General features: G+C 62.2%; 10 protein-coding genes. All 10 read left to right on the top strand.

The window, feature by feature from the left end:
- Window positions 1-104: 104 nt before the first annotated feature.
- The 10 genes from C404_RS40965 to clpX all read left to right on the top strand — a co-directional run bounded on the left by C404_RS40965 (window position 105) and on the right by clpX (window position 13,117).
- Window positions 105-1,472, top strand: coding sequence for a lysine N(6)-hydroxylase/L-ornithine N(5)-oxygenase family protein (locus C404_RS40965; RefSeq protein WP_049285543.1), 1,368 nt, complete (start codon window positions 105-107; stop codon window positions 1,470-1,472).
- Window positions 1,469-2,725 carry an MFS transporter gene (locus C404_RS40960; protein ID WP_021194581.1) on the top strand — a complete coding sequence of 419 codons (1,257 nt, stop codon included), beginning with the start codon at window positions 1,469-1,471 and terminating at the stop codon, window positions 2,723-2,725. The genes C404_RS40965 and C404_RS40960 overlap by 4 nt, the downstream gene beginning before the upstream one ends.
- Window positions 2,715-3,323 carry a GNAT family N-acetyltransferase gene (locus C404_RS59940; protein ID WP_021194580.1) on the top strand — a complete coding sequence of 203 codons (609 nt, stop codon included), beginning with the start codon at window positions 2,715-2,717 and terminating at the stop codon, window positions 3,321-3,323. Before C404_RS40960 ends, C404_RS59940 begins: the two co-directional genes overlap by 11 nt.
- A 15-nt stretch (window positions 3,324-3,338) precedes the next feature.
- Window positions 3,339-5,225: an IucA/IucC family protein gene (locus C404_RS40950; RefSeq protein ID WP_021194579.1), complete on the top strand. Its 1,887-nt coding sequence runs from the start codon at window positions 3,339-3,341 to the stop codon at window positions 5,223-5,225.
- Entirely contained in the window at window positions 5,222-6,040 is an 819-nt protein-coding gene (locus C404_RS40945) for a siderophore ferric iron reductase (protein WP_021194578.1), read from the top strand. The genes C404_RS40950 and C404_RS40945 overlap by 4 nt, the downstream gene beginning before the upstream one ends.
- Before the next feature lie 93 nt (window positions 6,041-6,133).
- Window positions 6,134-7,294 (top strand): aromatic ring-hydroxylating oxygenase subunit alpha, encoded by a 1,161-nt coding sequence (locus tag C404_RS40940; protein WP_021194577.1) that lies wholly within the window; start codon window positions 6,134-6,136, stop codon window positions 7,292-7,294.
- 76 nt (window positions 7,295-7,370) lie between these two features.
- On the top strand, window positions 7,371-9,389 hold the full coding sequence (gene mnmC / locus C404_RS40935; protein ID WP_021194576.1) for a bifunctional tRNA (5-methylaminomethyl-2-thiouridine)(34)-methyltransferase MnmD/FAD-dependent 5-carboxymethylaminomethyl-2-thiouridine(34) oxidoreductase MnmC: 2,019 nt from the start codon (window positions 7,371-7,373) through the stop codon (window positions 9,387-9,389).
- A gap of 254 nt (window positions 9,390-9,643) precedes the next feature.
- Window positions 9,644-10,987 carry a trigger factor gene (gene tig, locus C404_RS40930; RefSeq protein ID WP_021194575.1) on the top strand — a complete coding sequence of 448 codons (1,344 nt, stop codon included), beginning with the start codon at window positions 9,644-9,646 and terminating at the stop codon, window positions 10,985-10,987.
- A 29-nt stretch (window positions 10,988-11,016) separates the two neighbouring features.
- Window positions 11,017-11,664, top strand: a complete 648-nt coding sequence (gene clpP / locus C404_RS40925) for an ATP-dependent Clp endopeptidase proteolytic subunit ClpP (RefSeq protein WP_021194574.1) — start codon at window positions 11,017-11,019, stop codon at window positions 11,662-11,664.
- A 178-nt stretch (window positions 11,665-11,842) separates the two neighbouring features.
- Window positions 11,843-13,117, top strand: coding sequence for an ATP-dependent Clp protease ATP-binding subunit ClpX (gene clpX / locus C404_RS40920; protein ID WP_021194573.1), 1,275 nt, complete (start codon window positions 11,843-11,845; stop codon window positions 13,115-13,117).
- Window positions 13,118-13,167: the final 50 nt, after the last annotated feature.

Here is a 13,167-nt window from a genome sequence, read left to right as displayed (position 1 = left end):
CGGCCTGATGCCGCCAGCCAACGGGAAGCGTATGCGCGTAAACGCGTGTTCTACGGCTGGAGTCTTGTTGTCATCGCTTTTGTAAATCAGGAGGTTCAAACGTAATGGAATCAGAAGTTCATGACTTTATTGCCATTGGGTTGGGTCCGTTTAATTTAAGCCTGGCTTGTCTGGCGGAACCCATTGCCGATTTGAATGGGATATTTCTGGAGCGGTCGCCGGAATTCAATTGGCATCCTGGCATGCTGATTGATAACACGACATTGCAGAACCCATTCCTGGCGGATCTCGTCAGTTTGGCCGATCCAAAAAGCCGCTTCAGCTTCCTGAATTACTGCAAGCAGGAAGGCAAGATCTATTCGTATTACTTCCGCGAGAACTTCTACCTGAGCCGGGCGGAGTACAACCGCTATTGCAAGTGGGTCGTCGCGCAGCTCACCTGTGCGCGCTTCCACCACGACGTGCAGGCGCTGGCCTATGACGCGCAGCGCGGCTGCTACGTGGTCTCGGGCTTTCGCGGCGCGGAGTGCGAGCCGTTCGTGCTCCGTGCGCGCAAGCTGGTGCTGGGCGTGGGGTCGTCGCCGTCGTTCCCGGCGTGCGTGCGGCGTGATGGCCACCGCTATCTGCACACTGCGGACTACATCGACGTGCGTGAATCGCTGCACGAGAAACGCTCCATCACCATCGTCGGCAGCGGGCAGAGCGCGGCGGAGGTCTATTTTGACCTGCTCAAGGAGAGCGACAAGCACGACTACCGCCTCGTCTGGATCACACGTTCTCCGCGCTTCTTCCCGATGGAGACCACCAAGCTGACGCTGGAGATGTTCTCGCCGGACTACATCGACCACTTCTACAGCCTGCCCGACGGCCGCAAAGATGCCATCGTCCGTGCGCAGGACAGCCTGTACAAGGGCGTCAATACCAGCCTGATCAACCAGATCTACGACCTGCTCGACGACAAGCGCAAGGTGGGCGAATTGCGCACGCACCTGATCACCAATTGCGAGCTGCAGGCGTGTCGCCACGACGCTGCCACCGGCACCTACGAGATCGAGTTCCAGCAGGTCGACAGCGGTGCGCGCTACGCCCATCGCACAGAAGAGCTCGTGCTCGCCACGGGTTACGAGCAGAACATCCCGGCGTTCCTTGATGGCATTCGCCACCGTCTGCGCTGGGATGCCAAGGGCCGCTACCAGCTCTCCCGCAACTACGCGGCAGACGTCAATGGCAGCGAGGTCTACGTGCAGAACGCGGGCCTGCACACGCACGGCGTGACCAATCAGGACATTGGCATGAGCTGCTATCGCAACTCCTACATCATTCGAGAGCTGACCGGCGTTGAGCACTACAAGATCGAGCCGCGTGTGGCCATCCAGGATTTTGCGATTCCGGCCACACCGGAGTTCATCCCGCTGGCGGCTGAGAAGAGCGTCACCGAGCGCGTGAAGGCGCCTGTCGAGGAAGCCGTATGACGCTGCGCAACACCATCATTCTGATGACGGTGTTTGCCGTCATCAGCGATGCGATCCTGATCCCGTTCTACCCGCAGTTCTTCGCGTCGCGCTATGGGCTGGACAGCCCTGTGCACGTGGGTGCGTACGTGGCCGCCATCTCGATTGCCGTCATGTGCACGCTGCCCATCTGGGCGCGTGTGGCCAAGCGCGTGGAGCCACTGTACCTGCTGGTCTACACGCAATTCGCAGCCGGCACCTTCAGCCTGCTGAGCGACTGGGCGCCCAACGTGGTGACGTACTGGGTGCTGTCGATGCTGATGTTCATGTGCAAGAGCAGCTACCTGCTGATGTATCCGTACATGATGCGGCTCACGCCCAAGGAGCAGCACGCTGCCACGGTGGGCACGCTTTCGGTGGTGGTGCACTTTGGCGCCATCTTCGGGGCGGTGGTGGGCGGTCTTGTGTTGCAGGCGTGGGGACCGCGCGCCAGCATCGTCGCCATGGCCGCAGGCGATTTCTTCCAGATGGGCGTGTGCATGCACCTGATCCGCAGCGGCAAGATCGTGCGCGTCAACTCGGGCGAGCATGCCGAGGCGGCCGCCGCTGAAGCAGCGCGGGTGCCGCGCACCGGCTGGCGTGACCGTCTGCCGATCCTGCGCCTGGCACTGGTGATGCTGGTGTTCGACTTCAGCGCGTATCTGATCCGCCCGTTCTTCTCGGTGTACTGGCAGCAGGTGTCGGGGCTCGACAGCGAGTTCGTCTCGGGCATGGCGTTTGCCATTCCGGGCGTCGTCGCCATCGCGGCGTTGCGCCTGCATGCCAGCATTCGTACGCGCGGCGGTCAGTTGCCGGACCACACGGTTGGCAATCTGCTGCTGGGCATGGTGGGGCTGCTGCTGCATGCAGCGCCCAACCCGATGTTGATCGTGCTCGGGCGCGTGCTGTACGGCTGGGCGCTCTTCCAGATCATCGTGAAGCTGGAGGTGAACCTGTTCCGGCTTTCTACGCCGCAGCGCTATGCGCACGACTACAGCATCACCAATTTCTTCCAGAACATGGGAGTGCTGCTGTCGTCGTTTGCAGCGGGGGCGATCGTGAATCGCTACGGGCTGCATCTGCCGTTCCTGCTGGCCGCTGGGGGCTTTGTGCTGACGGCGCTGCTCGATCGGTTGATCCTGAATGTGCCCAGCGCTGGCCATGCGGACAAAGTGGACAAAGAGGGCAGGGCAGACGTACCCACCAACCTGAAGGCGCCGGCCCATGCCAATTGATGCCGATGCCCACACCATCCACCGCCGCGCCGATGCCGAAAGCGCGCCTTACACCGATGCGGACGGTTTCACCTTCCACCTGCTGCGCATTCCGGAAGACATCCCGATGCTGCACCGCTGGTTTCAGCCGGAGCGCGCCTCGTTCTGGCTGATGCGTGACAAGACGGAAGCCGAAATCGGTCTGATCTATCAGGACCTGATGGACTCCGGCCACGCCACCGCGTATCTCGTGTGGCAAGGCGGTCGCCCGGTCTTCCTGGCCGAGTGTTACGACCCCGCCCACGATCGCATCCGCACGTTCTACGACGTGCAGCCGGGCGACCTCGGCATGCATATCTTCATCGGGCCATCGGATGTGCGCATTGCCGGCTACACGCGCACGGTGTTCTTCGCACTCATGCGCTTCATGTTCGAAAGCCTGGGCGCGGCACGCATCGTGGTCGAACCCGACGCCAACAACATACGCATTCACGCCATCAACCGCGCCGCCGGTTTCGTCTACGACCGCAACGTCGCCTTTACCGAAAAGATCGCCAGTCTCGCCTTCTGCACCCGGCGGGATTTCGAACAAGCCACCAGCGCAACCGCCATTGCTTAAACCAAAGGATTCACTATGAACGTCACGATCCACAACCAGCTCTCGCAACACCCGGCCCAGGCGGCCGCCCACCTCACGCCGGAAGTCTGGGCGCAGGCCAACCGACTGCTGTTGCGCAAGGCGATTGCCGAATATGCGCACGAACTCATCCTGGAGCCCGAGCACCTGCATGCCACCACTGGCGGCTTCGCGCTGTACCAGGTGCGCTCTGATGACGGTAAGGTCTGCTACCAGTTTGAAGCGCAGCAACTCGCGCTGCGTCACTGGTTTATCCAACCGGAATCGATTCGCCGTCTGGTCGAGGGGGCCCAGCAACCGCTCGACGCGCTGCAATTCATCATCGAATGCCGTCAGCGGCTTGGTATTCGTGACGAGCTGCTGCCCATCTACCTCGACGAGATCAGCAGCACGCTATTCGGCAGCGCGTTCAAACGCATGAAGGCCGACGCACCCAGCAGTGCACAACTGGCGGATGCCACCGACTTCCAGGCCATCGAAGTTGCCATGATCGAAGGGCACCCCGGTTTCGTCGCCAACAATGGGCGCCTGGGCTTTACGTCCGTCGACTACCAGGCCTACGCGCCTGAGGCGGGTACCGACATCCGCGTGATCTGGCTGGCTGTACACAAGGATCACGCCACGCCGTCAACGCTTTCCACGCTGAACTACGCGCAAATGCTGGTGGAAGAACTCGGCCAGGACACGGTGGACGATTTCACGCGCCAGGTTGCCGCCAAGGGCGTGAATCCGGCCGACTACCACTTCATGCCTGCGCACCCGTGGCAGTGGTTCAACAAGCTGTCCATCGCGTTTGCCGGCTACGTTGCTCAGCGCAAGATCATCTGCCTGGATTACAGCGCCGACCACTACATCGCCCAGCAATCCATCCGCACGTTCTTCAACACGAGCGATCGCACCAAGCGCTATGTGAAGACGTCGCTGTCGATCCTGAACATGGGCTTTATGCGCGGGCTCTCGCCGTACTACATGTCGGGCACGCCGGCCATCAACGAGTTCATCAAGGAGCTGGTCTCGAAAGATGGTTTCCTGCGCGAGAACGGTTTCACCATCCTGCAGGAAGTGGCGGCCATCGGTTTCCGCAACTTCTACTACGAGGCGGCCATTCCGGTGGATACGCCGTACAAAAAGCAGTTCTCGGCGCTGTGGCGCGAGAACCCTCTGCCGCTGCTCAAGCCGGGCGAACGCCTGATGACGATGGCGGCGCTGCTGCATGTCGATAAAGATGGCCATGCGCTGATGCCCGAGCTGATCCGCCGCTCGGGGCTGCCTGCGCTCACGTGGGTGCGCCAGTACCTGCAGGTGTATCTCACGCCGCTGCTGCATTGCTTCTACGCTTACGAGCTGACTTTCATGCCGCACGGCGAGAACCTCATCCTCGTGATGGACAACCACGTGCCCGTGCGCGCCATCATGAAAGACATTGCCGAGGAATGCGCCATCCTCGACATCAAGGCACGCGAATGGCTGCCCGAGCGTGTGCAGCGTCTGGCGGTGGAGGTACCGGACAACTTCAAGCTGCTCGGCATCTTCATCGACGTGTTCGATGGCGTGCTGCGCCACATCAACCACGTGCTGGTGGAGAACGCTTGCTGCACCGAAGACCAGTTCTGGGGCGCTGTGGCCGATTGCGTCTACGACTATCAGGAAGCCCATCCGGAGCACGCCGCCAAATACGCGCACTACGACATGTTCGTGCCCGAGTTTCTGCACTCGTGCCTGAACCGCTTGCAGCTCGGCAACAACGTGCAGATGGTGAACCTGGCCGACCCGGCATCGAGCCTGAAAATCGCGGGCAACCTGGTCAACCCCATCGCCAAGTTCCGTCGTGCGGCATCTGCCGTGCAAGCCGAAGCGACGGACGTGGTGGAAGCAGCTGCATGACAGACGGCATGCGCGCCTTCGTTGAAGACGCAGCGGGGTCGGGCTTTGCCTTGCCGCAAGCCTGGCGCCCGGCGCCAACACCGAACCCGGATCTCGCTCACGCGCTGCTGCTGGGGCAACGTGTCATTCCCAGCCTGCGCGGCGAGCAGGGTGGGGTATCGCCCGCCAATGCGCTGCGGCTGGGCGACGACGCTGCACTGCAGGCGCTGTGCGATCACTGGGCGCAGGCCTATCCGGAGGCGGGCGCGCATTACCTCGCCCTGCGCTGTTGGGGGCTGGCGATCTGGCAGCCGATCTATCTGTGTGTGATTGCCGTGCATCTGGATGGATTGGTTCCCCGATTGGCGGGTCTCGCGCAGCCAGTGAAGGCGGGCTTTCCCAGTGGCTTCCACGTGCCCGTGCACGCGCCGGTTGGCGGCACGTTCGTTGGGCGGATGGAGGCCGCTGCCGCTGAGTTGCGAGCGTTCTGTGGCGCAATCCGCCGGGCGCTCAAGCCAATGGTCGCCTTGCATGATCGCGCTGCAGATCGCTTGCAGGCCGAGTGCGTGCTCGGCGCGTTGATGGCAGTGCGTCCACACACGTCATTGTCAGATGCAGACATGACCGCCATAGGAGAGGCGTGGCTGGCCGCCCTTGGCGTTGCCGGCGGCTGCGGCTTCTTCGCCTACCGTGCGCGTGACGGCACGTCCGCACTCGCGCTTGACCGCAAGGTCTGCTGCCACCACTTCCGCCGCCACGACGGCGAGAAATGCAGCACCTGCCCGAAGCTCTCGCTCGACGTGCGTATCGCCCGCTTGCTGGCCGAAGCGTCGTAGCGCGCGCTTTTTCCTCTCCCCCGATACCTGATGGGGCGGATGCGGGTTCAGCGTGAACACTGAACCGCCCGCCGCACCGTGTTGGAGACCCCGATGACCGATGTCGGACGCCTGGCGCATGTGATGCCAGCGCATACCCAATTGCCCGTCGCCGCGTACTTCGACGACGCCTTGTTCGCTTGCGAACTCGAAACCATCTTCAAGCAATCCGCCTGCTATATCGGCAATGAAAAAGCCGTGCCCGAATCCGGCGATTGGCGCCGCCTCGCCCAGGAAGACGGCGGTCGCGTACTGGTGCGCAATGCCGGCGGCGTAGAACTGATGTCCAACGTCTGCCGCCACCGGCAAGCGCTCATTCTTGGCGGGGAGGCCGGCAACGTGACTGGCCCTGCCAATGCCACCGGCAACCTGGGCGCGGCAGGCGGCAACATCGTTTGTCCGCTGCATCGCTGGACGTACACCGATCGCGGTGAACTGATTGGCGCGCCGCAGTTCACCAGCACGCCGTGCAAGAACCTGCAGCGCTTCACCCTGCGCAACTGCCACGGCTTGTTGTTCGAAGGCCCACGTGACCCGGCGCACGACATGGCACCGTTGTTTGCGCGGCCCGAGTTCGACTTTGGTGATTACGTGCTCGACCACGTAGAAGTCCACCAATGCAACTACAACTGGAAGACCTTCATCGAGGTCTACCTGGAGGACTATCACGTCGCGCCGTTCCACCCCGGCCTCGGCCACTTCGTCACGTGTGACAACCTCGAATGGGAGTTTGCAGACTGGTACAGCATGCAGCGCGTAGGCATCCACCAGGCGCTCAGCCAGCCGGGTTCGGACACGTACGGCGCCTGGCATGACCGGCTGCTCGACTATCGCTCCGGTACATCGCCGGATTTCGGCGCGATCTGGGTGACGTACTTCCCGACCCACATGATCGAGTTGTATCCGCACGTGCTGGTGCTCTCCACGTTGTATCCCAAAGGGCCACAGGACACCGTCAACGTAGTCGAGTTCTACTACCCGGAAGAGATCGCCGCGTTCGAGCGCGAGTTCGTGGAGGCGCAGCGCGCGGCCTACATGGAAACCTGCATCGAAGATGACGAGATCGGGGAGCGCATGGACGCGGGCCGCCGCGCATTGATGGTGCGCGGTGTGTCGGAAGCCGGCCCATACCAGTCGCCATTAGAAGACGGCATGCAGCATTTTCACGCGTGGTATCGCCGCATCATGGGCACCCTACCGGTCGCCGACGTATAGCCGCGCGCACCTGCGTCAGATCAAGGCGTGCGGGGAGGGCGGCGGTACAATCCGTCGCTTCTCTCCCAGGTGTTCCATGCCACGCGGCCTCGTTCTCGCCACGCCCCAGCTCACGTCGGACGGCACGCCGTTCTCCGCGCAATACGACGACGTTTATCACAGCACCGAAGGGGGGCTCGCACAGGCGCAGCACGTCTTCCTGGGCGGCAACGGGTTGCCGGGCGCGTGGCAGGGCAAGGGCGCCTTCACGATCGTTGAGACCGGCTTCGGCCAAGGCCTGAATTTCCTGGCGACGTGGGCCGCGTGGCGTGACGATCCGCAGCGTTGCGCACGGCTCGATTTCGTTTCCATCGAAAAGCATCCGTTCGACCGGGCGGGCTTGTCTGTCGTGCACCCGAAAGACGGCGTGCTTGCGCCGCTCGGCGAAACGTTGCGGGAGTCATGGCCCGTACCGGTGCCCGGCGTGCATCGTCTCGTCTTCGATGAGGGTCGTGTCACGCTCACACTGCTGTTTGGCGATGCGATGGAGATGCTGCCGCAACTGTCCTGCGCCGCCGACGCGTTCTATCTGGACGGCTTCTCGCCCGCCAAGAACCCGGACCTCTGGCAGCCGCGCGTCTTCAAGCAGCTTGCGCGTGTCGCCCGCGCTGGCGCCACGCTGGCAACGTACACAGCGGCAGGCTTTGTTCGACGCGGCCTGCAGGAAGCCGGCTTCGAGGCACGCAAGGCACCGGGCTTCGGCACCAAGCGCGATATGACCGTCGCGCAGTTTCCAACGCACTGGAAGACGCGACGCGGCCCTGTCGAAGCGCCCGTTTGGTCTGAGCGCCATGCCATCGTCCTTGGCGCGGGGCTTGCCGGCTGCTCCGTCGCGGAACGCCTTGCCGCGCGCGGCTGGCGCATCACACTCATCGATGCGAACGAGGGGCCCGCTCGCGGCACATCAGCGCACCGTGCCGCAGCCATGCATCCACATGTGTCCATTGATGACAGCGTGCTCTCACGTCTGTCGCGCGCTGGCAATCTGCTCGCGCGCCGTCACTGGGATGCGCTCGATCGCGCCGGCTTTGCCACCGGCTTCCAGCCAACCGGTGTGTTGCAGCTCGCCGAACACGAGGACGATGCCGCCGAGCAGCAGCGCGTCGTGCAGGCGCTCGGGTACCCCACCGGCTACATCGATTGGCTGAGTGCCAGCCAGGCCGCCGAACGCGTCGGCGCGAGCGTGCCCCAGGGTGGCTGGTGGTTCGAACAGGCTGGCTGGGTGGCGCCGCCCGATGTCTGTCGAGCGAACCTCGCCGCAGCCGCCAACGCAACTCATGTGCACTGGAACACCCGCGTCGAATCGCTGCGCGAAGCAGGCGGCCGGTGGCAAGCGCTCGGCGCACACGGTGGCGTGATTGCCAGCGCGCCGGTCGTCATCCTTGCCAATAGTTTGGATGCGGCCCGGCTGGCGCCGCTGTCGTCTGCGTCGCTCAAGCCGGTGCGCGGCCAGCTTACGGATGTGCCGCTCGTCAGCCTTGAGCCGGGAGCGGCTTGGCCGAAGGCCGTGGTGTGCGGTGATGGCTACCTGTTGCCGGCGGAACCCGATGCGAAATCCGTGCGGATCGGCTCGTCGTTCCAGCCGGGCGATTCTGATCTAGCCGAGCGCGCCAGCGATCACGGCGCCAACCTCAAGCGGCTGGCGAGCATGCAGCCGCAGCAATCGCAGGCGCTGGCGCGGCTGGACCCGGCGCAGTTGCATGGGTACGTCGGGGTGCGTTGCGTGTCCGCCAACCGCTTGCCGCTGATTGGCTCGGTGGTCGATGAGGCGGTGGCCATGGCGCCGGGTTTCCGCCTGCGCGGGCCGCATGCGCAACTGCCTCGCGTGCCGGGGCTGTATGCCGCACTTGCATACGGCTCGCGCGGCCTCACATGGTCGGTCTTGGGTGCGGAATTGCTCGCCGCGCAAATCGACGGCGGTCCGTTGCCGCTGGAAGTTGACCTTGCTGCGGCGCTGGATCCGGGGCGCTTTGTCTTGCGTGCATTACAGCATGGACACGGGCGCGGGCAGGGTGCTGCACTCGCTGAAACTGAAGCGGCGGATACGCTCGACTGACCCGCTGTTTGATAGGGTTTCCAAGCGTTCCGACCCAAAAAATCAGGGCCGGCGAGCGTTCCATGCCATAATATGCGTTTTGCGTTTGCCAGCCCGAACGCGCCTGTTGCACCCGTTTAAGCCGCCGAAGTGTCACCTGAGCGGCCCTCGCGTCGCATCCGCGCAAGCCCGGCAACACCAAGAACTTTGAACCACGGCTGCTGCTGGCGCTGCGCCGTTCGACGCAACTTTCATCTGAATCTGGAATTACGACCATGTCGACTATCGAAAACCTCGGCAAGCTTGATCGCAAAGTGACCCTGGCTGTCCCGAAGGCCGAAGTGGAGCAAGAGAAGCAAAGCCGTCTGGCGCGTCTGTCCAAGACCGTCAAGATGTCGGGCTTCCGTCCGGGCAAGGTCCCGATGAAGATGGTCGAGAAGCAATACGGCCAACAAGTTGAATTCGAAGTCCGCTACGACAAGGCTGCCCGTCAGTTCTTCGACATCACCAATGAGCAAGGCGTGAAGGTTGCCGGCCAACCGCGCTTCGAGCTGAAGACCGAAGGCGTGGCCGACGACCAAGTCGCATTCGATGCCACCTTCGAGGTGTATCCGGAAGTCAAGCTGGGCGATCTGGCCGGCGCGGAACTGACCCGTACCAAGACCGAGATCACCGACGCGGAAATCGACAAGACCCTCGACATTCTGCGCAAGCAGCGTGTGCACTACCACCCGCGTGGCGAGGCTGGTGAGCACGGTGACGGCGGCGCTGCCGTTGCACAAAACGGCGACCGCGTGACGGTCGACTTCGTTGGCACGATCGACGGCGTGGAATTTGCCGGCGGCAAGGCTGAAGGTTTCAGCTTCGTGCTGGGCGAAGGCCGCATGCTGCCCGAGTTCGAACAAGCCACGCTGGGCCTGAAGCAAGGCGAGTCGAAGAAATTCCCGCTGGCCTTCCCCGAGGACTACCACGGCAAGGACGTGGCCGGTAAGACCGCTGAGTTCACCGTGACGCTCAAGCAAGTCGAGTGGGCGCACCTGCCGGAAGTCAACGAAGCCTTCGCACAATCGCTGGGCATCGCCGATGGCAACCTCGACAAGATGCGCGCCGACATCCGCGAAAACCTCGAGCGTGAAGTCAAGCGCCGCACGCACGCGCTGCTCAAGGACCAAGTCATGGAAGCGCTGCTGAAGGTGGCAGAGCTGGACGTGCCGAAGTCGCTGGTCGAACAAGACCAGGAGCGCCTGGTCGAAATGGCCCGTCGTGACCTCGAGCAACGCGGCATGCCGAACGCCAAGAACATGCCGATCCCGGCTGAAATGTTCACGCAACAGGCTGAGCGCCGCGTGAAGCTGGGTCTGGTGCTGGCTGAAGTCGTCAAGGCCAACAACCTGGAAGCCAAGCCGGAGCAGATCAAGGCCGAGATCGAAGAGTTCGCCAAGAGCTACGAAGATCCGAAGGAAGTCATCCGCTGGTACTACGGTGACCAACAGCGCCTGGCTGAAATGGAAGCCTACGTGCTCGAAAACAACGTGGTAAATTTTGTGTGCGACAAGGCCAAGGTTACTGACAAGGCTGTGTCGTTCGAAGAGCTGACCGCCACCCCGGCGCAAGGCTGATTCGATAGATCCACGCACCGGAGAACCGCATGATCCGCAATGAACTGATCGACCAACTTGCCCGTACCCAGGCTTCTGCGCTCGAAACGCAGGGGCTCGGTCTGGTGCCGATGGTGGTCGAGCAGTCGGGCCGCGGCGAACGCGCCTACGATATCTACTCGCGCCTGCTCAAGGAGCGCGTGATCTTCATGGTAGGCGAGGTCAACGACCAGACTGCCAACCTCGTGGTGGCACAGCTGTTGTTCCTGGAGAGCGAGAATCCGGACAAGGACATCTCGCTGTACATCAACTCGCCAGGCGGCTCGGTGTCGTCTGGTCTGGCGATGTACGACACGATGCAGTTCATCAAGCCGGACGTGTCGACGCTGTGCATGGGCATGGCGGCCAGCATGGGCGCGTTCCTGCTGGCCGCTGGCGCCAAGGGCAAGCGTCTGGCGCTGCCGAACTCGCGCATCATGATTCACCAGCCGCTGGGTGGTGCCCGTGGTCAGGCGTCTGACATCGAGATCCAGGCGCGCGAAATCCTGTACCTGCGTGAACGCCTGAACACGGTGCTGTCTGAGGCGACTGGCCAGCCGGTCGACAAGATTGCGCGCGATACGGATCGCGACAATTTCATGAGCAGCGAGCAGGCCAAGGAATACGGCCTGATCGATCAGGTCATCAGCAAGCGCTGAAGTGCGTGGTAGTCGGTGCGTTTCGGGTCACCCCCGTTGCACACCGGTTGGCTGCACCAAACATGTCAAGCGGTGTCAAAAACGAGGCTTCGCGCCTCGTTTTTGCTTTGTACAACACCTGCGGATCGTCGCCAGATAATTTGGCGTATGATGCTGCCAGGAACTACTGGTAATCGTTATGGCGGACAAGAAAGGCTCGACTGGCGAAAAGCTGCTGTACTGCTCGTTCTGCGGCAAGAGTCAGCATGAGGTCAAGAAACTGATTGCCGGCCCCTCGGTCTTCATCTGCGATGAATGTATCGACCTGTGCAATGAAATCATCCGGGACGAAGCCGCCATCTCCGAAAAGGAAGGTGGTCTTGCGGTCAAGTCCGACCTTCCCACGCCACATGAGATTCGCCAAAGCCTCGACCAATATGTGATTGGTCAGGAGCAGGCCAAGAAGATCCTGGCGGTTGCGGTTTACAACCATTACAAGCGCTTGAAGCACCTCGGCAAGAAGGACGATGTCGAGCTGTCCAAGAGCAACATCCTGCTCATCGGGCCGACCGGCTCGGGCAAGACCCTGCTCGCACAAACGCTGGCTCGCCTCCTGAACGTGCCGTTCGTCATCGCTGACGCCACTACGCTGACCGAAGCCGGTTACGTGGGCGAAGATGTCGAGAACATCATTCAGAAGCTGCTGCAGAACTGCAATTACGAAGTGGACAAGGCCCAACGCGGCATCGTCTACATCGACGAAATCGATAAGATTTCGCGCAAGTCTGACAACCCGTCCATCACCCGAGACGTTTCTGGGGAAGGTGTGCAGCAGGCGTTGCTCAAGCTGGTCGAAGGGACGATGGCGTCCGTGCCGCCGCAAGGGGGCCGCAAGCATCCGAACCAGGACTTCCTGCAAGTCGACACCACCAACATCCTGTTCATTTGCGGCGGTGCCTTTGATGGTCTGGAAAAGATCATCCGCCAGCGCTCCGATAAGACCGGGATCGGTTTCGGTGCAGAGGTGCAGAGCAAGGAGGAGCGCGACGTCAATGAAGTGCTGCCGCAGGTGGAGCCGGAAGACCTTATCAAGTTCGGTCTGATTCCTGAACTGATCGGTCGTCTGCCGGTGGTAGCAACACTAGCTAAGCTCGACGAGGCCGCCCTGATGGAAATCCTGGTCGAGCCTAAGAATGCAATCGTCAAGCAATATCAGAAACTGCTGGCGATGGAAGGGGTGGAGCTGGAAATCCGTCCGAGCGCGCTGACGGCGATCGCCCGCAAGGCGATCAAGCGCAAGACGGGGGCGCGCGGTCTGCGCTCCATCGTCGAGCACGCTTTGATGGATGTGATGTATGACCTCCCCAACCACAAGGGTGTGCAGAAGGTGGTGATCGACGAAAGTACGATCTCCGGTGACGGCAAGCCCTTGCTGATGTACGAAGAGCAACCCAAGGTTGCAGGTTCCAACTGACGCGAATGCCCGGCCGGGATGCGCCGTATGCATCCCATGCAGGAAGCCGT

This window comes from Ralstonia sp. AU12-08, from assembly GCF_000442475.1.
GTDB lineage: Bacteria > Pseudomonadota > Gammaproteobacteria > Burkholderiales > Burkholderiaceae > Ralstonia > Ralstonia insidiosa.
This window is presented reverse-complemented; position numbering and strand designations above follow the sequence as displayed.

Coding starts and splice junctions, on each gene's coding strand:
- mnmC (WP_021194576.1), top strand. CDS start 7,371: ATGCCACGCGGCCTCGTTCTCGCCACGCCCCAGCTCACGTCGGACGGC.
- C404_RS59940 (WP_021194580.1), top strand. CDS start 2,715: ATGCCAATTGATGCCGATGCCCACACCATCCACCGCCGCGCCGATGCC.
- C404_RS40945 (WP_021194578.1), top strand. CDS start 5,222: ATGACAGACGGCATGCGCGCCTTCGTTGAAGACGCAGCGGGGTCGGGC.
- C404_RS40940 (WP_021194577.1), top strand. CDS start 6,134: ATGACCGATGTCGGACGCCTGGCGCATGTGATGCCAGCGCATACCCAA.
- C404_RS40965 (WP_049285543.1), top strand. CDS start 105: ATGGAATCAGAAGTTCATGACTTTATTGCCATTGGGTTGGGTCCGTTT.
- tig (WP_021194575.1), top strand. CDS start 9,644: ATGTCGACTATCGAAAACCTCGGCAAGCTTGATCGCAAAGTGACCCTG.
- C404_RS40950 (WP_021194579.1), top strand. CDS start 3,339: ATGAACGTCACGATCCACAACCAGCTCTCGCAACACCCGGCCCAGGCG.
- clpP (WP_021194574.1), top strand. CDS start 11,017: ATGATCCGCAATGAACTGATCGACCAACTTGCCCGTACCCAGGCTTCT.
- C404_RS40960 (WP_021194581.1), top strand. CDS start 1,469: ATGACGCTGCGCAACACCATCATTCTGATGACGGTGTTTGCCGTCATC.
- clpX (WP_021194573.1), top strand. CDS start 11,843: ATGGCGGACAAGAAAGGCTCGACTGGCGAAAAGCTGCTGTACTGCTCG.